This is a genomic window from Mucilaginibacter sediminis (assembly GCF_051903035.1).
In the GTDB taxonomy this organism is placed as follows: Bacteria; Bacteroidota; Bacteroidia; order Sphingobacteriales; family Sphingobacteriaceae; genus Mucilaginibacter.
On sequence record NZ_CP170602.1, the window covers coordinates 1923159 to 1947554 of the forward strand.

Genomic DNA, 24396 nt, shown 5'->3' on the forward strand with positions numbered 1-24396 from the left:
CCAAAGTCTTTAGTCCAAAGTGTAATTTTGTCACTTTCGACTTAAGGCTTAAGACTTTCGACTCAAGATTATCAGTCAGTTCGCGGCTAACGCGACATTAGTAATTTCTTCAACTGTTTTATTGGTGGCATCGCCCTCAATAAACAGTTTGGTGTATGCTGCGGCAGTTGCAAACTGTAATGTTTGCTGCGGCCCAAGGTTATTGTAAAAACCATAAATAAGCCCGGCCATAAAGCAATCGCCGCTGCCAACTTTGTCAACCACTTTATCGGTTTCATATTGGTTGGAGTTGTATAGTTTATCGCCGGTGTATAAAGCGGTATAGTAGTTAATACCCTCGCCGGCGTCAAATCTGAAAGTATTGGCTACAGCCTTGCATTTGGGGTATTGGGCCATGATGGTTTCTGACGTTTTAAGCGCCTCTTTAAGGTAAATGCTTTTTTGTCCCGATTCATGAATATCCGGCGCTACCGGGATGCCGAGCATCAATTCGGCCGCCCAAACATTACCCATTACCAAATCGGCATATTTTACAAGTTGTGGCATTACATCTATAGGCTGCTTGCCATATTTCCACAATCTTGAACGGTAATTTAAATCAACAGAAATGGTGATCCCTTTTGCCGAAGCAGCTTCCAGCACCTCCAGGCAAACATCGGCCACATCCTGGCTTATGGCCGGGCATATAGCGCTGAAATGGAACCAGCTTACACCATCCAAAACTTTGTCCCAGTTAACCTGACCGGGTTTTAACATGGCAAATGCCGAGCCGGCACGGTCATAAATAAGGGCATTGTTTTTAACGTCCTTACCCTGGGTTAAATAATACAACCCTATCCTATCGCCCTGCTTAAATACCGGAGAAGTATCAATTTTTTTTGCCTCCAGATGATCAATTATCTGGGCAGACAGCGCATTGTCCGGCAGAGCCGTAAAATATGCCGATGGCAATTGCCAAAGCGCCAGTGCGCCGGCAACGTTCAGTTCGGCACCGCCTATAAAAAATGGCAGTTGGTTATCGTTAAGCCACTGGCCGCCGGCATCGGGGCAAATCCGCAAAAGCAGCTCTCCAAATGAAAGGATGCGGCCTTTTGATCCAGTTATTTCAAATGGTGCATTCATTTGCTCTGATCGAAATTAAAGTAATTCTTCGCGTTGTAATAACAAATGTCCTGCACTATCTTGCCCGTCCACTCTATATCGTTTGGCAACTCGCCGTTTTCGATATCATCGCCAAACAGGTTGCAAACCAGCCTGCGGAAATACTCGTGCCTTGGGAAAGATAAGAAGCTGCGCGAATCGGTAAGCATCCCTACCAGCCTGCTGAGCAACCCTATGTTGGATAGCGCATTCATCTGTTTGGTCATTCCGTCCTTTTGATCCAAAAACCACCAGGCCGATCCAAACTGGATTTTACCGGCTACCGAGCCATCGTTAAAATTACCGGTCATGGATGCCATCAATTCGTTATCGGCCGGGTTTAAGTTATACAGAATGGTTTTGCTAAGCTGATTGGTGGTATCCAACCGGTTCAGGAATTTAGACAAAGCCCTGCCCTGCGAAAAATCACCTATCGAATCCCAACCTGTATCCGGCCCAAGCTCGCTTAATCCGCGGGCGTTGTTATTGCGTAAGGCACCCAGGTGCAATTGCATTACCCAGCCTTTTTCGTGGTTCCACAAAGCAAAATTATGCAGCATGGCCGATTTAAATTGCAAAGCTTCGGTTGCATCAAGGGACTGGTTGCTCCTGATCTTGATAAATATATCCGCTATTTCGGCATCGGTATAATCTTCGGCATATACCTGCTCTAAACCATGGTCAGATAACCGGCCTCCGTTTGCTGCAAAATAATCGTGGCGGCCTTTTAAAGCCAATAAATAGGCATCAATAGTATTGATAGCGGTGCCTGCAATCAACTGCAGTTTATCAATGTACAGGTTTAATCCTACCAAATCATCGGCATTCATCGCCTTATCAGGGCGGAAGGTTGGCAACACCTGTACTTCGTAGCCATCGGCTTTTATTTTTTGATGATAAGCCAGGTCGTCAAGCGGGTCGTCGGTAGTACAAATTACTTCAACATTTTTGCTTTTGATGATATTGCGGATGCTATACTCCGGAGATTGCAGTTTTTTGCTACTCTCCTCATAAATCTGCCTGGCCGTAACCGGCGATAACAGGTCGTGAATATCAAAATACCGCTGCAGTTCGAGGTGTGTCCAATGGTAAAGCGGGTTGCGCAGTGTATAGGGTACGGTGGCCGCCCATTGTTCAAATTTTTCCAGGTCGGTTTTCTTCCCGGTAATGTAATCTTCATCAACGCCGTTGGCACGCATGGCGCGCCATTTATAATGGTCGCCATTGAGCCATACCTGGGTTATGTTTTCAAAGTTAATATCGCCGGCAATCTGGTCGGGCGGCAAATGGCTGTGGTAATCAATAATAGGCAAATCCGCGGCATATTCATGGTACAGGCGCCGCGCGGTTTCGGTAGTTAATAAAAAGTCTTTATCTAAAAAGTTTTTCATCAATAGTAGGTTATGCTTTATCCAATAAAGAGCGCTTAACGCCCATTTCAAGCCCCCGTAACTCGGCAAGCCCTTTCAGCCTGCCTATGGCCGAGTAGCCATGATAAGTTTTGTGGTTAAAATCGTCCAACAGTTTATGTCCATGATCCGGGCGCATGGGTATGGCAATATCATCGCGGCCATCGGCTACACGTTTTTGCTGCTCCAATACAATATTCTTCATTACGGCGTACATATCGGTACTACCACCCAAATGCTCGGCCTCGTAAAAGCTGCCATCAGCTTCCCGCTGCACATTGCGCAGGTGCAGGAAGTGAATGTGTTCGCCTAATCGTTCTACAATTCCCGGTAAATCATTATCAGCCCTTGCCCCTAATGACCCAGTACAAAAAGTGATGCCGTTACTTGGCGAAGGGTAATAGTTCACCAGGTCGGCCAAATCCTGCTCGGTAGATACCACCCTTGGTAAACCCAATATCGGGAATGGAGGATCGTCCGGGTGGATGCACATTTTAACCCCTGCTTTTTCGGCCGCCGGGATAATTCCACGTAAAAAATAGGCAAGGTTTTCCTTTAAACCAGCGGCATCAATATCCGCGTAGCGCTTTAAGTGCTCCTTAAATTCGGGAATAGTTAATGTTTTATTGGTGCCGGGTAAACCTGCCATTAGGTTATTGATCAGCTGCGTACGTTCATCGGCGGTAATATTGTCAAGGTATTGTTTGGCAACCTGCTGTTGGGCGGCGCTGTAATCATCGCGGGCGCCCAGGCGCTCCAGGATATACAAATCAAATGCGGCTAAAGCTTTAGCATCGTATCTTAAGGCAGTTGCCTTGTTGGCCAGCAGGTAATCCAGGTCGGTACGTGTCCAATCCAGCACGGGCATAAAGTTGTAACATACAATGTTGATGCCTGCCTGCGCCAGGTTTTGAAGCGTAGCCACATAGTTTTGGATATAAGTATCCCTATCGGCACCGGCGGTTTTTATGCTTTCGTGAATATTCACGCTCTCTACAACCGACCACCGTAAACCGGCTGCCTCAATTATATTTTTACGCTGGATGATTTCATCCAAACTCCAAACCTCGCCAACTGGGATGTGGTAAAGTGCTGTAACAACCCCGGTAGCCCCGGATTGCGAAATTGCTGTTAGTGTAACCGGATCGGCAGGGCCAAACCACCGGAATGTTTCTTCTAAATTATTCACTATAGGTTAATGGTATTGTAGTTTGAACGGGCAAATTACACATCATTAGTTTAGGATGGAAACGATATTTGCAACAATCTACGATAACGATTGCGGAGAAGCCTCGCCCTGCCCTCTCCAAAGGCTACTGTGTGTATACAAGTTTTAAGAAAACTGCAAAAGGGTGAATCTCGATCAAAAAAAGTAGAATAAATGCCTTTACCTGCGGTAAGTAGAAATGGGCATGGAAGAGGCGTTGTAAACTGCATAGAATAAATACAAACTGTGTGTACCGGAATAAGTGAAACAGGATGAAACACCCTGGCACGGGGTGAAACACCCTGGCACGGGGTGAAACACCCTGACACGGGGTGGTACACCCTGGCACAGGGTGGTACACTACCATCGGTTAATATTTTTAATCCAGGCGATGCGTGGTGTTAAATTCATTGAATTAATCCGGCTGTGAGGCTGTGGGTAAAAAAAAGAGCGACAGGTAAAACCCGCCGCTCTTTAAGTATTTCAACAAAATTGTCTGCTACCAGAAAACAGAGTAAAGTGCAACCACGATACCTGTAATAATTACCGCACCGGCCAAAAAGCCTTTCGAAGTTTTAAACATCGATGCGTCAATTTCAAGGCCATTGGTAACAACACCTTTAGCAGTTTCAATTTTTGATATGATGTACATACCTATAATACAAATAACAAATACAAAGCCCATACGGTCAAGGAAAGGTATTTCGTACAGTTTGGTTACTTTATCATCCTGTAAAGCCAGTTTGGAGAAACCGTATGGCGACAGGAAGCTAAGATCGGCAAAGCGTGGTAAAACTTTAAATACACACGACATAATGAAACCACCAATTGTAGCAAACAAGGCCGCGTTTGATGTAGCTTTTTTCCAGAAAAAACCAAGAATGAACATGGCAAATATACCCGGAGATACAAACCCTGTATATTCCTGGATATACTGGAACCCTTGTTTACCTTCGCCCATCAAGGCGTTGCCGATAAAAAACGATAAAATAACGCCTAATGCCAAAGCAACGAGAACAGATATTTTACCAAGATTTACCAATTTTTTATCAGTTGCGCCGGGATTGATAGCTTTTTTATAGATATCTAATGTAAATATAGTGGCTATACTATTGGCTTTACCTGCTAAAGAAGCTACAATTGCCGCCGTTAGTGCCGCAAACGATAGTCCTTTTAAGCCGGTTGGCAATAAGTTCAATAAAGATGGATAAGCTTTATTAGGATCAGTTACACCTGTTGAGCTCATCATTTCCTGGTGGAACATGCCTTTTTGGTACAATAAATAAGCTGCAATACCCGGTAATACCACAATAACAGGCATTAATAGTTTAAGGAAAGCCGCGAAAAGAATACCACCACGGGCGGTTTTAAGGTTTGCCCCCAAAGCCCTTTGTGTAATATATTGGTTACAGCCCCAATAATTAAGATTGGTAATCCACATACCGCCTATTAAAACTGATAAACCAGGCAAATCCATGTAGTTAGGATTATCCTTCTTGAAGATCATGTGGAAGTGGTCTGAAGCTTCTGAATGTAATATTTTAAATCCATTTAATAAACCTGTAGTGCCCTCCTTCTCACTCAATAAAGTTAGCGCCAGGTAAGAAGCCATCAATCCGCCTAAAATAAGCACAGCAACCTGAATAACATCAGTGTAACCGATAACCTTCATGCCCCCAAGAGTAATAAATGCCGAGAAAACTGCCAGTAATATAATACATAACCAGATGTTGAGGCCAGATATACCACTGATAGCCAACGCACCCAGGTAAAGGATAGACATTAAGTTAACTACAATGTATAGCAACAACCAAAATATAGCCATTATCATAGCAACCGTACTATTATAGCGCTGGTGCAAAAATTGCGGCATGGTGAATATCTTGTTTTTAAGATATACCGGTATAAAAAATACAGCCACAATAATCAGCGTAATTGCCGCCATCCACTCGTAAGTTGATATCGCTAAACCCATCTTGAACGCCGATCCGCTGGTGCCGATAAACTGCTCGGCAGATATATTGGAGGCGATTAATGATGCCCCGATTGCCCACCAGGTAAGCGATCCTTCGGCCAAAAAATAGTCTTTCGAGGTCGCGTCGGCATTATGCTTACGCTTGTATACCCAATAGCCATAGCTGGATACTATAACGAAGTAAATAAAAAACACGACATAATCGCCGTACGAGAGGGTTTTCAGGTTCATTGTTTGGTTAAGTTGGTTTTAATAATGTTAGATTGACAATTATAAGCTATATATAGCGATTTATCAAATTTTCTAAATATTCTTGTCGGCCACTTAATGTTTTTGGCTCGCCATTGGTTATTGCATAGTTACGCAAATCTTCTAACGATAACTTACCATCCTCAAAATCTTTTCCCGAACCTGCATCAAATGAGGCATATCTGTCGGAACGGATCTTTTTATACTCCGATTTCTGCAAAATATTATCGGCTATAACCAGGGCGCGGGCGAAGATATCCATACCACCAATATGAGCGTAGAATAAGTCGGCCTGATCTGTTGAGTTACGGCGAATTTTGGCATCAAAATTAATACCGCCGCCTTGTAAACCACCTGCTTCCAGGATAATCATCATCGATTCGGTAATTTCGTTGATATCGTTCGGGAACTGGTCGGTATCCCATCCGTTTTGGGTATCGCCACGGTTGGCATCTATCGACCCTAATAAACCCGAATCGGCAGCTACCTGCAACTCGTGCTGGAAAGTATGGCCGGCCAACGTAGCGTGGTTAACTTCCAGGTTCAGTTTAAAGTCATTCAGCAAATCATATTTCTGCAAAAACCCTAAAACAGTAGCCGCATCATAATCATACTGGTGTTTGGTAGGCTCGCAAGGTTTTGGTTCGATAAAGAAGTTTCCTTTAAAGCCTTGTTTGCGTGCGTAATCTTTAGCGGTATGTAAAAATTTAGCAAAATGCTCCTGCTCGCGTTTCATATCGGTATTCAGCAGGCTCATGTAACCTTCACGACCACCCCAGAAAACATAGTTTTCGCCGCCTAAAGCGATGGTAGCGTCAATTGCAGCCTTAACCTGTGCGCCAGCGTGGGCTAATACATGAAAATCGGGATTAGTTGCAGCACCGTTCATATACCTGCGGTGGCTAAACAGGTTTGATGTTCCCCAAAGCAATTTAACACCGCTTTCGGCTTGTTTTTGTTTGGCATATTCAACCAAAGCCTGGATGCGGCGGTCGTTTTCGTTTACATCGTTGGTATAATCTACCACGTCTACATCATGAAAACAGTAGTAAGGGATATTCATTTTGGTGATAAACTCAAACGCTGCGTCCATTTTGTCTTTAGCGCGTTCTACAGCGTCGGTTTTCTCATCCCATGCAAAAATGTGGGTTGGTCCGCCAAACGGATCGGCGCCGTTACCATTAAATGAATGCCAGTAAGCGCAGGCAAAACGCAAATGCTCGGCCATGGTTTTGCCGGCCACTACTCTGTTGGCATCGTACCAGCGAAACGCCAGCGGGTTATCTGATTCCTGCCCTTCGTAAGCTATCTGCCCTATTCCTTTGAAAAATTCCTTTTCGCCTGTGATGATTTTCATATTGTTTAATTAGTGAATTATTGAGTTAGTGAATTAGTGATTTTATTAGTTAGTGAATTAGCGAGTTAGTGAATTAGTGATTTTTTGCAGCTGCTCCATTTTTGAATTTTGACTTTTGAATTTTGAATTAACTCAACTGCTTGTTAAGTAACGTATTCCATTCATTATAAATAGGTTCAAAATCAACGGAAATATCCGGCTCTATTAATTGGATGGCTTTGGTATTGCTGAATGCTTCTGACGGCGATTTGAAGATGCCTGCACCTATCCCGGCGCCTAATGCCGCGCCTACGCTGCCGTCGTTGTTGTATAGTTCAACGGGCACGCCGGTGGCATTTACAAAGGTTTCGGTAAATAGCTCGCTTAAAAACAGGTTGCTTTTGCCGGCGCGGATAACGGTTGGGTTCATGCCGTTGCTGCGCATGATATCAAAACCATAGCGGAACGCGCAGGCAATGCCCTCCTGTACCGCGCGGAAAATATGCGCCTGGGTATGCAGGTTAAGGTCGATATTTTGAAAATGGGCGCCTACCTGTTTATTGTTCAGCATACGCTCGGCGCCGTTGCCAAATGGCAGTACACGCAGGCCATCGCTGCCTAAAGGTGCTTTTTTCGCTTCCTGGTTAAGTTGATTGTAACCTAAGCCTGCGCCAAAATTGTATTTGGCCCAGCGGTATAAGCTGCCCGTTCCGTTAATGCAAAGCAATACGCCTAAACGTTTTTCCTCTTCGGAATAGTTTACGTGGGCAAAGGTGTTGATGCGCGATTGCTGGTCATAAGCCAGTTGATCGCTTACACCGTATATTACGCCGGATGTGCCTGCCGTTGCAGCTACCTCGCCCGGGTTTAATACATTTAATGATAAGGCGTTATTTGGCTGATCGCCTGATTTATAGGTTACCGGGATGCCGGCTTTAAGGCCAAGTTTTTCGGCTACATCGCTTTTTAACGCGCCGTGAGATGAAAAAACCGGGTTGATAACCGGGAACAGGCTTTCATCAAAACCAAAGTAATTGATAACTTCTTTAGAGATGCCGTTGGTTTTAAAATCGAAGAACACCCCTTCTGATAATGCCGATACCGAGGTAGTGATCTCGCCGGTTAGCTTCATGGCAATGTAATCGCCGGGCAGCATGATCTTGTCTATTTTAGCGTAAATCTCCGGCTCGTTCGCTTTTACCCAGGCCAGTTTGGACGCGGTAAAGTTGCCCGGCGAGTTTAACAGGTGCGATAAGCATTTTTCTTCACCTATGGCGGCAAAGGCTTTATCGCCAATTTCAACGGCGCGGCTGTCGCACCAAATGATGCTATCGCGTAAAACATTCTGGTCTTTATCAACCAAAACTAAGCCGTGCATCTGGTAAGCTATGCCTATGGCGGCAATATCCTGTGGGTTGTACCCACCTTTAGCGTGGCAGCGTGCCAGCGCCTGTTGCGCCTGATCCCACCACATGAGTGGCGACTGCTCGGCCCAGCCGGGATGTACAACTTTTATCGGTGATTCCTCGTCTGGAAACTGGGCTGATGTTATAATTTGTTGCGTATCAGCGTTAACAACACTAACTTTAACTGAAGAAGTACCTATATCAATCCCTAATAATAACATGGATTTTTTTGGGGTTTTAGCATGAATAGTAAAAACGGGTTTATTTTTGGGCATTTAACTTCACGAAATTAAATAAATATTTAAAATTACAATCGATTGCGTAAAATATTTTTTCCAACTTGCACTTTATAATGAAAAAGGGAAAACGCACCACCATTTATGACATCGCCGCAAAACTGGGCATAACCGCTTCGTCGGTGTCTCGCGCATTGAATAACAGCAACCAGGTAAACGAAAAAACCAAGGAGCTGATCATGAAAACAGCCGACGAACTTAACTACAAGCGTAACATCCTGGCGTCAAACCTGCGCAAGGGGCATTCCAAAACTATTGGTATTGTAGTGCCGCGCATTAACCAAAACTTTTTTGCCAACGTTATTGCGGGTATCGAGGAAGCAACCTATCAAAAAGGCTACAATCTCATCATCTGCCAATCGGGCGAATCGCATGACAAAGAGATACAGTGCGTAAATACCCTGATAAACCAGGATGTGGATTGTATTGTAATATCGGTATCGGCCGATGGCAACGACTACCAGCACCTGCAAAACGTGATTGACCACGGCATCCAGCTTATCCAGTTTGACCGCGTGGCCGAAGAACTGGAAACCCTGAAGGTAATAAACGATAACGAACAGGCATCGTACGAAGCCGTATCGCACCTGATAGAAAGCGGCTACAAACGCATAGCCCTGCTGGAAGGCCCTCAAAACCTCAGCATTTTTAAACAGCGCAAAACCGGCTACCTGCGGGCCTTAAAAGCCTACAATATTGATGTGATTGACGAACTGATAGTTGAAAACGCCTGGACAAAGGAACTGGGTGCCGAAGGTACCCGCAAGCTGCTCAGCCTCCCCCAGCCTCCCGATGCCATATTTGCCTCCACATCTGATTTCTCGGCCCTGGGTGTTTTGGAAGTTGCCAACGCGATGAAAATAAAGGTACCATCGGAGTTAGGCGTTTGCGGCTACGCCAACGAAGGTTTCTCGGAAATTACCAGCCCATCCATAACCACGATAGACCAGTTTAGTATTTATATGGGCAATACGGTTGCCAATTTGTACTTCCAGGAAAAAGGCAATACCGATACCACATCCAAACCAAAAATCATCAGCATAAAACCTGAGCTGATTATAAGGGGATCGACGGCAAGGAATGGGAAAGGGTAATTATGGAAGAGATTTTTTTCGCGCAAAGACGGTAAGACGCAAAGTTACTTAATGGTTTTTACTCGTTATTGACTCCAGCGGAGTCTCGTGTTTATAGCAAAACGAAAACCAATATTTAGGCTCCGTAGGTGCCGCCTATCGTTAGCTTATGGTCGGTGTTATCGCTCCATTTTGTTGATGGTTTCGTTTTCCGAAAAGCTATTATCGCCACTTTACGTGTTATAATTCCGTTATCATTTAGCTTTGTGAGTACAACGACCCTGCTGGTGCGGTGAAAACACCGGCCAAAGGCTACAGGTAGCAATGAATTGAGTAAGCTTTCACAGATAAACCTTTGTCTTTTGGAGTCCCTGTTAGCCACGAATCTGATGACTAATAAAATTTAGGTTCTCGTAAACCCAATGTACAGCCTCCGTTACGTGATGGGTTAAAACCAGATTTTCCAGTATATTTTTTGTATTAGAAAGCCACTTGAAAATCTTCGACTTGGCGGGCTTTTCTTCTGATATTTCTTCTTTTACTTTGTCAAAATTAGTAATCAGGCTTTGTCTTTGTTGATCCTCTATATTTGGCTCTTGCCTGATCAGTTGAATTAATTCTTCTATTTTGTCGGCGGTCTCTTTTCTACTGTTTATAGCGTCAGAAATTTTAATATCATTTCCAATAATAATTTGTCCGGAGTTATTAGTTATATCTCCTACTACAACTTTGTGTCCCATAAATATTTCGTTTTTTATGTTTGTGTGATGTTTTGGGGGTTGGGTTTCAGATAGCCCTTTATAAAGATTTTGAGCCGGGAACGAAAATTTTACATTTTTTCCTCTATTTTCTTTGAACCTTTTTATTGCATCCTCTAAACTATCAACTTTAATGTTTAGCGCCTCAAAACTTTTAAATTCATTCGCAGTTGTATCTTTAAAAAAATCAAAAAGAGATTTGAGAATTTCATCTAATCCTTGAAAAGCCATTGACAGACAAAGAAAATCCGATTTCGTTTCTGCTCGAAAGGCAAGATATTTGTGCTTATAGGTCATCACCTGCAAAACATCTTCTGATGCAAAGCCCCTTTTAAAATCAGAAATTTCGGAAATATTATTATTCCAAATGCTGGCATAGGTTTCATCACCAGACCAAATACCTAATTCTTTTAGCTTGGCTGAAATAGGTGTATATACATTTGATAGAATCGGTGAAAACTTTTCTTTTATTTGATTTTGAATGATGTCGTAGCTTTGTTTGTCAATGTAATTGATGTCAGGCTTTAATTCGTGTCTCTGCCTATTCAGATTTTCGAGTTCACCGCACAATGGAATGTATTTTTCAATATATTCTTTCTTATTCTCATCCAAATAGTCTATAAGATCAAATAATACTTGTATTTTTTGGGGTAACATAATTCTGTATCTTTAATTACTCTTTTTTTGTATTCTTTCCATGTCGGAAATCCCAATGTTTTTGCCAATAATAATTTGGCCAGAATTATTATTTATGTCCCCAACTTCAATTTTGTCACCCAAAATGAGTTCTTTTATAATGGCAGGATAGTTGCCCTCTTTAAATCTGTGACAAAGGTTTAGTATAGCTTTACCATATCTTTCTTTCTGTATTTTGTCATAACATCCAAATTCATTAGCTGAACACAAATAATACCCCCTTTGTAATTTCATATTAAATGAAGATAATCTTAGATTCATATCCAACAAACAACCAATATCTGAATGTGCTTGAAGATGAGTATAGGCCCCAATAATTCCACAAATAATCAGATGAAGAATTGAATGCTTTTGAATTTCATAATTATACTTCTCTTCTAAAACTTCCCAACCTAAATACTTTAACGATATTACCGTTGTGCAAGGGTACTCTTCATCATATCTTGAGCCAGCACAAAACAAGTTTGATAATCCGTGACTACTTGCTTGCAAAACACCGTTATAAAAGGTTAGAATCAAATCATCTGTTTCATATCCGTAATTAAGCTTTTGTTTTTCCAAATATTTAAGAACATCCAAGACTTCTGCTGTATCTCCATTTAGAATAGATTTGACTTTATTAGTTGGGGGTAAAATATAAAAGGTAAAATCGCTTTGACACTTGTTAGCAAAAGTCATTACGTCCTGGCAGATATTCTCAATTTGATTATATGGAATGATAATAACTTTTGGCATTGATAGTCGGCTTAGCATTGCAATTCGTAAATATACTCAATAGCACCACAAAAGTACTCAGATGATTGAATCAAAAAAATGGGGGGCTAAATTAGCAACTCGGTGCAGTCAGACAGGAAACGGTGGCATATTGGTATAATCCGCCACCAGACTGGTCGGGGTTTGATAACTATAATCTGTCCAATTTTTAATTAATCAAGAACCACCTGAACTTAGATCAAACTTGTGAATTATTCCTTCTCCACCACCAACGTCACCGGCCCAATCAACCCACTCTCCCTCAAAGCCGAACCTTTTTCCGGCCCGCTTATCGTCCAGGTTTTTCTTTTATCTTCGGGTAAGCCGGCATCATAGGCCAATCGGTTAAACCACGTACTGGTTACTTCCACTTTAAGCGAATTTTTGCCGGCAACAATTGCATTGGTTAAATCCAGCTGGTAAGGATTGCACCATACAGTACCGATAAACTTCCCGTTTAGCGTAACTTTGGCAATCATATTCACCGAGCCAAGGTTAACCAAAAAATGCGCACCGGGTTCAATTTTATCAATGGTAAACGTGGTGGTATACACGGCGGTACCCGAAAACGCTTTTGCCTCGGGCGATAGATCCAGATCTTTCCAGGGTTTTAATTCATTGATCCGGGTTGATTGCGGTGCGCCCCATCCTTCCGGGAAAGATAGCTCCCAGGGAGCCGAGAGGCTGGTTGTGGCAATTACTTTTGTTTGGACGGGTTTATTTGCGGCGTTTTGTTGCTGGTTATGATTAAAAACTACAAAACATGAGCCCGCCTGTGGTAAATCAAAAGTTACAGATGTACGGCCTTGTTTTTGTTCGGCTGCTACAGCCCTGGTTGTGCCATTAAGGGGATCCCACATTTCGGCAGCACCTGTATTGCGGAAATCAAGCGTGCCTTTAAATGCTTTGCCTTTTGGCGCGCATATGAAATACCAATCGGCCCCCTCTGCTTTGCGGTGTGTCCAAATGGCGTCTCCGCCGGTAACATCAGGGGTTAATTGCATTTGCTGTAAAGCATCGGCCAGCGAAGTTCCTGATATTAGCGTGCCTTTGCCCAATTTGCGCAGGCCTTTTGTTTGTTTATCACCCCAAATGTTTTTTACAGCAGTATTGAAACGGATTTGTGATTTTTGGCCGCCGCTAAGCGTTGCGAGGTATTGTGGGGCATCGCCAATAATTGTTGCCCCGGCGCGGATCAATGCCTCGAGTTTCTCCAATGTTTGCGGCAGCATATGGATGGTTGATGGCAACCATAACACCCTGTAGCTTATCCCTTCGGGCGTTACCACCATCCCGTTTGCTACGGAAAGCCTGTTCAGCAAAACATCGGGGTTGCAATAATCGTATTTAAAGCCGTCGGGGAAAGGGGCGTTTTGATCGGGCTTGTGGTCTATCTCGTCACCCAGATACCAAAGCACATCTGATACCGGCCTACCGCGCTCCTGTAAATAACTAATACGCGCAAAATAGCCGTTCAGCTGTGGCATTTCGTTCCACCATGTTTGCTGCCTCAGGAACGGGGTCCCTATGCCTGACCCAAATGAGGTACCGGGCTTCAGCGAATCGGCTTTGGGATTATGCGTGTAGGTATGGTATACCAGGTGCGTTACGCCTTCTACAATGTTCACGTTGGCCACTTCCTTTAAATCCTGCCAGTGCTCGTCCCAGGTGAGCGCGAAAGATGTAAATGCTTCGGCGCCCAACCGGGGTTTGCCATAAATATGTGCAGCGGAAGCAGCAGGCTTAATAGGTTTAAAATTAAACGAGCCTACATAGCCGTTGGTAAAAGGCTGCCAGAATTCGCACATGGGGACATCGGCAAACTTGTAATATTCTAAAATATCAGCCGGAAAAACATCTCCGGCGGCAGTTTCGTACGATACAGACAGGTTGTTTTGTTTGGCCAGCTGCGCCATGCGCCCATAAAACTTGTTGGTATACAGATCGTTTATGGTCGACCGCCAGTCGCGCAGGAATTTAAACGTGGTCTCCTGGTCTTTCAGCACATAGCCAAACAAAGCAGGGATCCATTTGCGCAGCGGGTAGGCCTCCACACGGTTAAACTCCTGTTCCATATTTTGTGTCCAGGTTTGGGTTTCGCATTCCCAGCTGTCCATCAGCATGCCTTTTAACAGGCCATCGCCCAGTATACCATTTGCTCCGGACAGCCTACCAATATAGCCAGCGAAATGCGCGTTGGCGCCGGCCTCTGAAAGTTTATTACTCTCCCAGCCGGTACCCTCTGCCGGGGCGGGGCCATTTTGCTTGCCGCTGTTTACGTGGCCTATGCGTAAAACAGTCCATTTACCGCGCGGGGCAGCCCATTTTAAATTGCCCTGCGCATCCATCATGTTGGTGATATCGCGAATCTGGGCCGGATCGATATAGCTTTTAGGCGATTGCCCGTACTTTTTGCCGCTGCGGTCGATGCTGCGCAAGGTCCACCCGGCCTCTGATTCCCAGCTATTTTTGCGGGCAGCCGAAAAGAAACGGATGACGCCAAGAGCCATATCGTGTTTGTTTTCGATATAGAGCTTTATCGTTTTAGCTCCTTTTACTTCCGTGCAGGCAAAAGAGAGCGGCTGCGTATCCTGCCAGTTCCCTTGGGGGATATTGGTATTTAAAATATCTATTACTTTACCGTTGGCCATGATAGCCTGCGCCTTTATTTTTACGCCGGGCTCATAATTCCAGGCATGCCCCATGCTGTTAACGCTCGGAAATTCGATGGTCCGGATGGTCACAGTATCGGCAAAGGTTACTTCAGCCCAATACGGTTCGCCTGTGGCTGCCGGTTTAAGCCGCACAGATTCTTTCGCCTGTTTCAGGAAACAATCCTCCCATGAAATATTGCTACTGCCCTTAACAGATTGGGCTACAAGCGGCTTGCCGGTATCGCCTAACGGAGTTGGAAATGCCAGTACGGTGATATCCCTGTAATCGCGCCAGGGCTCGCTGCTGGGTTGCGGTTGGTCAAGGTGTATATTTATTACTCCCTTCCCTCCTGCTAAATCGATTCTGCTCCAGGCCAAATGGCGCATAGCGTTGGCCGGTGTTATCCATGGCCCGCCGGCCATTGCCCATCCTGGGCAATTTTGCATGGTAAAGCGCAAACCCAGTCGGCGGCATTCCTGTGCAGTATGGCGTATAGCATCTTCCCATAACGGGCTCAAACATGCAATTTGCGGACTAACACCCGGCCATGGCCCGCCAAACTGCCCGTGAAAAAGCTGGATGCCCGAAATACCCGACCGCGCAATGGCTTCCAGATCGGCCGTAATGCCTTTTTTTGAAACATTACCCCCTATTAAATGGAACCAGGTTTCGGGATAGTAAACTTTTGGCGGCGACATAAAGGCTGCCTTATCATATTGACCAAAACTGCGGTTAAGCTGCTGCGCCGGCGGCAAAATTGGCGCCACCTGGGCTATTGATGAAAAAAAAGTTACAATCGTTAACAAAACAGCCAACAACAGCGTGAATAATATCTTTTTTAGGCGCATCCTTTTGTTTTTGCTTATAGGTTATAAAGGGTTGGCAGCATCCATTTAAATGCCTGCCAGATTTGGGTAATCTAAACTATCATTAATAATTTCCAAAACTGTCCTGTGCTGTCCCCTTTAAAATATCTGCGCAAACAAAACTTAGGCTGGCCGACATTTTGAAAGTCATTAATTTACAGACTATTTTTTACAAAATCTCATCCATAAATACAATACTCCACTTTAAAATACCTATAATTCATATTCAATATCAATTAACATTTCTGTTACATTTGTGCGATATAGCTTTTAACTTTCAACCATAATTTATATCACAACTATGGATGACTTTATAGCAGCAAGGTCGCAAATGGCCTTATCCTTAGGGTTTCACATCATCTACTCCTGTATCGGTATGGTTATGCCTGTTTTTATGGCCATATCGCATTATAAATGGATAAAAACCAAAAATCCGGTTTACAAAAACGTTACCATTGCCTGGAGTAAAGGCGTTGCTATATTTTTTGCTACCGGGGCAGTATCGGGCACCATGTTGTCGTTTGAGTTGGGGCTGCTTTGGCCGGGCTTTATGAAACATGCCGGGCCCATATTCGGGATGCCATTTTCTTTAGAAGGTACGGCCTTTTTTATTGAAGCGATAGCCCTTGGCTTTTTCCTGTACGGGTGGAACAAATTGAACACCTGGTTTCATTGGGTTACGGGTATTGTGGTAGGTGTAAGCGGGATAGCATCGGGCATATTGGTAGTGGCGGCCAACTCCTGGATGAACAGCCCATCGGGGTTTAATTATGTAAACGGCAAATATCTCAATATTGACCCACTGAAGGCCATGTTTAACGAAGCCTGGTTTTCTGAAGCATTACACATGACGATAGCGGCATTTTCGGCAACGGGTTTCGCAGTAGCCGGCATCCACGCGCTGATGATCTACCGGAAACAGAATGTTGCTTTCCACACCAAATCATTTAAAATAGCCATCGTATTTGGTGCGGCGGCGGCCATTTTACAGCCCTTAAGCGGCGATATATCCGCCAAAGGAGCAGCTAAACGGCAGCCTGCTAAACTGGCCGCTATGGAAGCTTATTTCCATACACAGGAGTATTCGCCACTGGTTATAGGCGGTATCCCGGATACAGCTGCTAAAAAAGTTAATTACGGACTGGAAATACCCGGCCTGCTGAGTTTTTTGGTTCATGATGATTTTAAAACGGTCGTCAATGGCCTGGATAAAATCCCGGTTAAAGATCAGCCACCTGTTGCAATAACGCATTATGCTTTCCAGATGATGGTGGGTATTGGTACTTTGATGATGTTTATCGGTATCCTGTATTTTATCGCTTTGTGGAAAAAGAAAGAATGGCTAAATAAACCATGGTTTTTAAAGCTGTTTATTATTGCCACGCCAACGGGTTTTATAGCTTTAGAGGCCGGCTGGACAGTAACCGAAGTTGGCCGCCAGCCATGGATCATCCAGGGTGTGATGCGTACCAGCGAGGCGGTTACCAAAATGCCGGGCATCCAGTATACATTTTACCTGTTTACATTTATTTACTTCACCCTGAGCGTATTTGTTATTTTCCTGCTGAAAAGACAAATTGAGATGGTGCCTAAATTGTACGACAAATAACCTGCTGACACTATGTTATACATCGTTATATTATTTTTATTTGCATCCATTACCCTGTACTTCTTATTGGGCGGGGCCGATTTTGGCGCCGGTATCATCGAGCTTTTTACATCCGACGGCAACAGGCACCGGACCCGCAAAACCATGTACCAGGCCATTGGCCCTATTTGGGAAGCCAACCACATGTGGCTTATCATTACGGTGGTAATATTATTTGTAGGTTTCCCCGATATCTATAGCGAGATGTGTACTTACCTGCATATCCCGCTGCTTATTTTGTTATTAGGCATCATTGCGCGTGGCACTGCTTTTACCTTCCGCAATTATGATGCTATTAAAGGTGAAAGAACGCAAACACTTTATAACCACCTTTTTATCTACTCGAGTTTTGTTACACCAATGTTCCTGGGTATTATAGCCGGCAGCGCGTTATCCGGCCAGATTGATCCAACAGCCAAAGACTTTGTTCATGCCTATATTTTCAGCTGGTTTAATTGGTTCTCGGTGGCTGTAGGCCTCTTTACCGTAGCACTTTGCGGTTTCCTGGCAGCCATTTACATTGTAGGCGAAACGGAGAATGTCGACGATATTAAACGCTATATCAAAAAAGCAAAGATATTTAACGTGGTAGCCGTTATTTGCGGGGGGCTGGTTTTTATAGCTTCAGAAATTGAGCACGTTGGCTTGTCCAAATGGATCTTCGGCAATGTTATTAGTTTGGTTGCCGTAATAGCTGCCACTTTATCACTCGTACTGCTTTGGTTTATTATCTCCGAACAAAAGAACAGGCAATGGATCAGGCTATTAGCCGCTTTCCAGGTAAGTATGATCCTGATATCGGTAGGATCAACCCGTTTCCCAAGGTTTGTAATATTCAAGGGCGGCAGCTCGATGTCATTGCTCACAGACCATGCAACCGTAAATACCATAAATGATTTGGGGATTGGTTTATTAGTTGGCAGTATGTTTATATTACCCGCGCTGGGGTATTTGTATTATAGCTTTCAGCGGAAAGACAAGCAATAGAGGAAATTATTGAATTATTGAATTATTGAATTATTGAATTAAACAAACTTAATTCGTGAAATTCGATTTAATGCACTACAATTCGTGTTTATGAAGAACTATCTTAAAATATTATCTATCGACGAGTATTCCATCACTCCGAAATACCTGCAGCTTTCAAACGCCATTATCAGGGCTATCGAAAGTGGCGACATCGTTAAGGATGATATGCTACCATCTATCAATGATTTAAGTTTTGCTTTAGACACCTCGCGCAATACGATAGAAAGAGTTTATAAAGAACTGAAAGACAAAGGGATAGTAAGCTCTGTACCTGGGAAAGGTTTTTTTATATCAAACACAGATTTCCAGAAACCACTGAAAATATTTTTGCTGTTTAACAAGCTAAGCGCGCACAAGAAAATTATTTACGACGCCTTTGTAGCCACCATAGGCGAACTGGCTACCATCGATTTTTATATTTATAACAATGATTTTTACTTTTTTAAAAAGATCATTGCCGAAAGTTTCAACAGCGGCTATGCCAAATACATCATCATCCCGCACTTTCTGGATAATGAGACCAAAGCTCACGAAATTATCAACACCATCCCAAAGGATAAACTAATCTTATTGGACAACCTGGTACCAGGAGTAAACGGAAAATTCGCAGCCATTTATGAGAATTTTGCTTCGGATGTATATGAAGCGCTTAAAAAGCTGATAGATAAATTAACTAAATATCACAATATCAAGCTAATATTTCCCGGGAAAACCTATCATTCTAAAGAGATACTGAAAGGTTTTTTGAACTTTTGCCGCCAATATGCTTTTGATTATGAAGTGGTTGATTCGTTGGCAGCAGAAACCATCCAGAAAGATACCGTATACATCAGCCTTACCGAAGATGACCTGGTAGAACTGATCAAAAAAATCATCGCATCTGATTTAAAGGTAGCTAAGGATGTAGGTGTTATATCTTATAACGAGACGGCGCTTAAGGAGATTATCCTGGATGGCATCACCACCATATCAACCGATTTTAAACTCATGGGAAGCAAAACCGCCGAATTTGCGTTGAGCAATTGCCATGAGCATTTTGCAGTACCGTTTAATGTGACGCTACGGAGCTCGTTGTAAGAAGCCCCCCCTCAAAACCTTCCCTGAAGGAGAAAATTTTGAGAGAGAAGCATTATATTTTGTTTTGAAGTCTCGTTTTAAAAGGGCTTATTTTACAAACTTAGCTGCTACCCATTCTTTGTCTTTTTTGTGGGTGATATATTTAAGGCCGTATTTGGCCGCTTCATCGGTAATGATATCCAGGTCGGGCGATTCGTAAAAACCACTGAAATAGATCTCTCCGTCGGGCTTTAACACTTCGGCGTAGCGCTCCATCTGGTCGAGCAGGATATTGCGGTTTATGTTGGCCAATATGATATCATATTGTTCATTAGGTATAACCTCCTTAGAGCCGCATAGCGGGATAATATTCTCAATATGGTTTAACGCAGCGTTTTCGAAAGTACTATCATAACAAACCGGATCATAATCAATAGCCGTAACCTGCACGGCACCTAATTTAGATGCCATAATAGCCAGGATGCCTGTGCCGCAGCCCATATCAAGCACATTTTTGCCTTCGTATTCGTTTTCCAGCATTAGTGCCAGCATCATTGATGTGGTTTGATGGTGGCCGGTACCAAAAGCCATTTTCGGATCGATAACAATCTCGTACGGAAACTCTGGCTTGGCTGGATGAAAGGTCGCCCTTACATAAATTTTGTCGCCAATCTCAATCGGCTCAAAATTACTTTCCCATACCTCGTTCCAGTTTTGTTGCGGAATAAGTGTTACTTCATAACTAAAAGTAAACAGCTCTCGATAGGGTGCTAATTGCTCAATCAGCGCTGCTTCATCAAAAGCATCTACCGGGATATAAGCTTTAAAACCAAGTTCCAGTTCTTCAAAAGTATCAAAACCAATCTCGCCCAAAGCATTAATCAGCAAATCCTGCTGGTAATCTTCGGTAGTTATGGTGGTAAAAAGTAATTCGTAGTAGTTCATAAGATAATATTTTCATCACATGTCATTGCGAGGCACGAAGCAATCGCGAACTTTGCGAGGCGAATATGCACGGTTAGCGATTGCCACGCTGCGCTCGCAATGACATAATTTTTCTCTGCTTCTACTCTTCGGTAGCAACCGTTTCGTGTTTTGCTTCGCGCTTGGTCTTCAGCTTAACAGCCTTCCCTGTCACCAAAAACAAAATAAAAAAGTTAATAGCCCAGTAAGCCAGCTGTATCATTAACATGATGGTTGTTAGCCCAATCAGGTTATCATAGCCCGATTGATCGTCCCATATAAAATAGGCAACCCCGCCGGCGGCAAGCGCACAAACAACAGCCACAATTATAAAAGTGACTAATGCCCCAACGGCCGACCGCAACACAAAGCTTTCCCAAACCGGCACAATAACAATCCATTGGGTAAGTATGGCACATATGAAGTATAAAGGCCAGCAGTAATAAAAGCAGGCCATAAATGCATGTATATTACCCTCGCCCATATCCCCTACCTGCATAGCATTGGCGTAAGCGCTTGTGATTACAAACACCGAAAATGCCATAAATGCTATAAGTGGCGGGAGAAAAGTTCTCATGTTTTAGATTTGAGATATTAGATGTGAGATTTGAGATTAACCCCAAATCTCACTATCTAACGTTCGATAGCTATTTCTGTTTGAGATATGATCAAACAGCCGGACAAGTGCAGCCCGTCTCAAATCTCACATCTCAAATCTAATCTTAATTAAACGCTTTAATAATATCCACAAAATCGCGAGATTTCAGAGATGCGCCACCTATCAGGCCGCCATCAATATCGGGGCAGGCAAATAGCTCGGCAGCGTTTTTAGGGTTGCAGCTACCGCCGTATAAAATGGTGGTACTATCGGCAACTTCCTGGCTGTATTTGGCAGCAATTTCTTTACGGATAAACTCATGAATTTCCTGCGCTTGCGCAGATGACGCAGTTACGCCTGTACCTATAGCCCAAACCGGCTCATAAGCTAAAACAAGTTTACCAAACTGCTCGGCATCTAAATGAAAAACACCTTCAACCAATTGCGATTTGATCACATCAAAATGCTCATTAGCTTCGCGCTCCTGCAAAGTTTCGCCGATGCAGAATATAGGGCGTAAATCGTGCTTTAAAACAGTATCAGTTTTTTTAGCCAAAAGCTCGTTGGTTTCGCCAAAATACTGGCGGCGCTCTGAGTGGCCCAGGATAACGTAAGCCGCGCCGATAGATTTAATCATCCGGGCAGAAATTTCGCCGGTATAGGCGCCGCTTTCGGCCTGGTGGGCGTTTTGAGCACCAACAGATACTTTATTGTAACCTTTTGCTAATTGTACCAGGCTATTGATATGAATAAAAGGGCTGCAAATAACCGCTTCCTGGGCACCGGTAACCTCGTCTTTAACCATGTTAATAATTTCGGTAAATACGCCTAAACCTTCGTTATAGTCAAGGTTCATTTTCCAGTTTCCGGCAACAATTTTTTTTCTCATTGTGTTTATTTTAAGTTGATTGTGTTTTTGTGGTTGATTTGGTTAGAATATGTTGATTAAGTAGATTGAGTTGTACTGAGTTGAGTTGGCCTGCATTGCATTAAGCCGGTTTAGTTGGAAGATATTAAAACTTAATCAACCTAATCCAACCCAATCAACTTAATCCAACTCAATCAACCACCCACTAAAACCTCCGATATTCCTCTGTTAATTCAAATACCTTAGTTAATATATCCTGTTCTACTTCGTCAAAATTGCGATGGTCGCGGCGGTCAAATACTTTTTGGGCGGTGGTAAACATTTTCTTGAGCGAATAAACCTCGAAGCCCTGCGCGCCTCCCCATGAAAAATCGGCCACAAAATTACGCGGGAAGCCAGCGCCAAACACGTTTGCACTAACGCCTACTACAGTACCCGTATTAAACATGGTATTGATGGCGCATTTAGAATGATCGCCCATAATCAAACCGCAAAACTGCAGGCCTGTTTTACGAAAACGCATGGTATTATAATCCCAAAGCTTTACCTCGTCGTAATTATTTTTCAGGTTGGAGTTATTGCTGTCGGCGCCGATGTTGCACCACTCGCCAAGTACCGAGTTACCTAAATAGCCTTCGTGCCCTTTAGATGAATAGCCCCAGATTACGGCATTGTTTAATTCGCCGCCAACCCTTGAGTAAGGGCCAACTGTGGTGGCACCATAAATTTTGGCACCCATTTTAACCTGCGAATGCTCGCAAATGGCAAAAGCGCCCCTAATGTGGGTACCCTCCCAAATCTCGGTATTAGCCGACAGATAAATGGGCCCGTTGGTAGTGTTAAATGTCGAGCATTCGGCAACAGCGCCTTCTTCGGCAAAAAAGTCGTTTCCGATAATTACGTTGGTAGCGCTTATAGCGGCGCTGGTACGGCCTTTGGTAATCAGCTGATAATCTTTCCGCAGTTCGATATCATTTTTCCTGAAAATATCTTCGGGATATTTTATCGATACAAAAAGGTTTGTGTAAGCTATATTTTTATCAAACGATGCTTCCGCGTCAAAACCTCCTGCGCCGGCCTGGTCTAAACGTACAGCCAGTAACTGGTCATTATATTTTAATGCCTCGCCTGTTTGCAGATTGCCAATCGCTTCCAGTAAACCTTCATCAGGGCAAACAGCGCCATTGATAAACAGGTTGTCGGCCTCAATTTTCGCTGGGAATTTGGCCTGCAAATAATCAAGCGTATGGAATGACGTAGTTGTATTTAAATGCTTAGCCCATTTTTCGGCAATGGTCATAATACCAATGCGCAAATCGGCAACGGGCCGGGTATAGGTAAGCGGCAGTAAAGTTCGGTGTGCGTTATCGTCGAAAAGAATAAGAGCCATGGCGCAAAAATAAAAAAAGTCCCCCGATACGTCGGGAGACTTGTAAATATTTAATTAAACAAGCAATTATTTCTTGTTGTAACGTGTACGGAATTTATCGATACGACCAGCAGTATCAACCAGTTTCATTTTACCGGTATAGAAAGGATGCGATGTGTGCGAAATTTCTAATTTGATCAATGGATACTCGTTACCGTCTTCCCATTTAATGGATTCACGTGTATCGATGCAAGATTTAGTCATAAAGGCATATTCGTTCGACATGTCTTTAAACACAACTAATCTATAGTTTTTTGGATGCAGATCTTTTTTCATTATATATAAACTTATCTTCTGTAGTCTTTAAAAGAGGCGCAAATGTAATATATATTTTAGAATTAGCAAAACAATGATTGAAATTAAGTTTGCAGTACCCGGTTGGCAGTTTGCAGGTTAAAAAAACAACATTGATGAGTTATCAGTTAGCAATAAAAAACGCATTACAATCTATTGATCTACAAATGAAAAACAACTGCTAACTGCCCACTTTAAACTGCTAACTGATTTCCTGACACAGCTCAATCAACACCCCATTCGCACTCTTTGGGTGTACAAAACAAACCAATTTATTATCTGCACCCTGCTTAGGCTCATCATTCAGCAGCACAAATCCTTCATTTTTTAAACGGTGCATTTCGGCAACTATATCATCCACCTCAAATGCAATATGATGTATCCCCTCCCCTTTTTTGGCTATAAATTTGGCTATGGGGCTATCGTCGTTCAGGGCCTGCAGCAGTTCAACCTTATTGGGCCCGGTTTGTAAAAAAGCGGTTAGCACTCCTTCGCTTTTTACGGTCTCGGTTTTATAAACCGGGGTATTTAAAAGCTTTTCATATATGTTGCCTGCTACACTAATATCGGTTACGGCAATGCCAATATGTTCCACTTTGTTCATGTCCAAATATTGTAAATTAATGGTCAGCTTTGATAATTTACACTTTATTTTGAATGATTTTAAATAAAAACTTACTTATCTTTGTACT

General features: G+C 43.3%; 19 protein-coding genes. 4 read left to right on the forward strand and 15 right to left on the reverse strand.

The genetic code is table 11. From position 1 onward, the window contains the following. Positions 1-75: 75 nt before the first annotated feature. From ACFGVS_RS07495 to ACFGVS_RS07520, 6 genes are all read right to left on the reverse strand, one after another. The gene (locus tag ACFGVS_RS07495; RefSeq protein ID WP_439698099.1) at positions 76-1122 is read right to left on the reverse strand and encodes a PfkB family carbohydrate kinase; all 1047 of its coding nucleotides are present in this window, start codon (positions 1120-1122) and stop codon (positions 76-78) included. Beyond that, positions 1119-2531, reverse strand: a complete 1413-nt coding sequence (gene uxaC / locus ACFGVS_RS07500; RefSeq protein WP_439698100.1) for a glucuronate isomerase — start codon at positions 2529-2531, stop codon at positions 1119-1121. Before uxaC ends, ACFGVS_RS07495 begins: the two co-directional genes overlap by 4 nt. A gap of 10 nt (positions 2532-2541) precedes the next feature. Beyond that, the gene (uxuA, locus tag ACFGVS_RS07505) at positions 2542-3741 is read right to left on the reverse strand and encodes a mannonate dehydratase (RefSeq protein WP_439699236.1); all 1200 of its coding nucleotides are present in this window, start codon (positions 3739-3741) and stop codon (positions 2542-2544) included. Between the two features lie 514 nt (positions 3742-4255). Next, entirely contained in the window at positions 4256-5956 is a 1701-nt protein-coding gene (locus tag ACFGVS_RS07510; protein ID WP_394349445.1) for a sodium/sugar symporter, read from the reverse strand. Positions 5957-6008: 52 nt separating this feature from the next. After that, positions 6009-7337 (reverse strand): xylose isomerase, encoded by a 1329-nt coding sequence (gene xylA / locus ACFGVS_RS07515; protein ID WP_274212871.1) that lies wholly within the window; start codon positions 7335-7337, stop codon positions 6009-6011. Between the two features lie 127 nt (positions 7338-7464). After that, positions 7465-8943: a xylulokinase gene (locus ACFGVS_RS07520; protein WP_439699237.1), complete on the reverse strand. Its 1479-nt coding sequence runs from the start codon at positions 8941-8943 to the stop codon at positions 7465-7467. A 131-nt stretch (positions 8944-9074) separates the two neighbouring features. Between ACFGVS_RS07520 and ACFGVS_RS07525 the strand changes: the two genes are divergently transcribed. Beyond that, positions 9075-10112 carry a LacI family DNA-binding transcriptional regulator gene (locus ACFGVS_RS07525; RefSeq protein ID WP_090646986.1) on the forward strand — a complete coding sequence of 346 codons (1038 nt, stop codon included), beginning with the start codon at positions 9075-9077 and terminating at the stop codon, positions 10110-10112. Positions 10113-10465: 353 nt separating this feature from the next. Here ACFGVS_RS07525 and ACFGVS_RS07530 read toward each other — a convergent pair whose 3' ends face one another. From ACFGVS_RS07530 to ACFGVS_RS07540, 3 genes are all read right to left on the reverse strand, one after another. Continuing rightward, positions 10466-11506 carry a hypothetical protein gene (locus tag ACFGVS_RS07530; RefSeq protein WP_439698101.1) on the reverse strand — a complete coding sequence of 347 codons (1041 nt, stop codon included), beginning with the start codon at positions 11504-11506 and terminating at the stop codon, positions 10466-10468. A 12-nt stretch (positions 11507-11518) separates the two neighbouring features. Next, the gene (locus ACFGVS_RS07535; protein ID WP_439698102.1) at positions 11519-12280 is read right to left on the reverse strand and encodes a hypothetical protein; all 762 of its coding nucleotides are present in this window, start codon (positions 12278-12280) and stop codon (positions 11519-11521) included. Positions 12281-12510: 230 nt separating this feature from the next. After that, positions 12511-15801: a glycosyl hydrolase gene (locus ACFGVS_RS07540; protein WP_439698103.1), complete on the reverse strand. Its 3291-nt coding sequence runs from the start codon at positions 15799-15801 to the stop codon at positions 12511-12513. A 319-nt stretch (positions 15802-16120) separates the two neighbouring features. Between ACFGVS_RS07540 and ACFGVS_RS07545 the strand changes: the two genes are divergently transcribed. The 3 genes from ACFGVS_RS07545 to ACFGVS_RS07555 all read left to right on the forward strand — a co-directional run bounded on the left by ACFGVS_RS07545 (position 16121) and on the right by ACFGVS_RS07555 (position 19573). Further along, positions 16121-17428, forward strand: coding sequence for a cytochrome ubiquinol oxidase subunit I (locus tag ACFGVS_RS07545; RefSeq protein ID WP_439698104.1), 1308 nt, complete (start codon positions 16121-16123; stop codon positions 17426-17428). A gap of 12 nt (positions 17429-17440) precedes the next feature. After that, a complete protein-coding gene (locus ACFGVS_RS07550) occupies positions 17441-18454 on the forward strand; it encodes a cytochrome d ubiquinol oxidase subunit II (RefSeq protein WP_439698105.1) in 1014 nt (337 codons plus the stop codon). A gap of 90 nt (positions 18455-18544) precedes the next feature. Further along, positions 18545-19573, forward strand: a complete 1029-nt coding sequence (locus ACFGVS_RS07555; RefSeq protein ID WP_439698106.1) for a GntR family transcriptional regulator — start codon at positions 18545-18547, stop codon at positions 19571-19573. A gap of 87 nt (positions 19574-19660) precedes the next feature. On the opposite strand, the gene prmA is transcribed toward ACFGVS_RS07555, so the two are convergent. The 6 genes from prmA to mce all read right to left on the reverse strand — a co-directional run bounded on the left by prmA (position 19661) and on the right by mce (position 24308). Beyond that, positions 19661-20497 carry a 50S ribosomal protein L11 methyltransferase gene (gene prmA, locus ACFGVS_RS07560; protein ID WP_439698107.1) on the reverse strand — a complete coding sequence of 279 codons (837 nt, stop codon included), beginning with the start codon at positions 20495-20497 and terminating at the stop codon, positions 19661-19663. A 121-nt stretch (positions 20498-20618) separates the two neighbouring features. After that, the gene (locus ACFGVS_RS07565) at positions 20619-21092 is read right to left on the reverse strand and encodes a hypothetical protein (RefSeq protein WP_439698108.1); all 474 of its coding nucleotides are present in this window, start codon (positions 21090-21092) and stop codon (positions 20619-20621) included. A gap of 145 nt (positions 21093-21237) precedes the next feature. Further along, complete coding sequence (gene tpiA / locus ACFGVS_RS07570) at positions 21238-22002, reverse strand: triose-phosphate isomerase (RefSeq protein WP_439698109.1); 765 nt, start codon at positions 22000-22002, stop codon at positions 21238-21240. A 184-nt stretch (positions 22003-22186) separates the two neighbouring features. After that, a complete protein-coding gene (locus tag ACFGVS_RS07575; protein WP_439698110.1) occupies positions 22187-23371 on the reverse strand; it encodes a GlmU family protein in 1185 nt (394 codons plus the stop codon). A 66-nt stretch (positions 23372-23437) separates the two neighbouring features. Continuing rightward, complete coding sequence (locus ACFGVS_RS07580) at positions 23438-23686, reverse strand: type B 50S ribosomal protein L31 (RefSeq protein WP_090646940.1); 249 nt, start codon at positions 23684-23686, stop codon at positions 23438-23440. Between the two features lie 220 nt (positions 23687-23906). Next, positions 23907-24308 (reverse strand): methylmalonyl-CoA epimerase, encoded by a 402-nt coding sequence (mce, locus tag ACFGVS_RS07585; RefSeq protein ID WP_439698111.1) that lies wholly within the window; start codon positions 24306-24308, stop codon positions 23907-23909. Positions 24309-24396 lie beyond the last annotated feature (88 nt).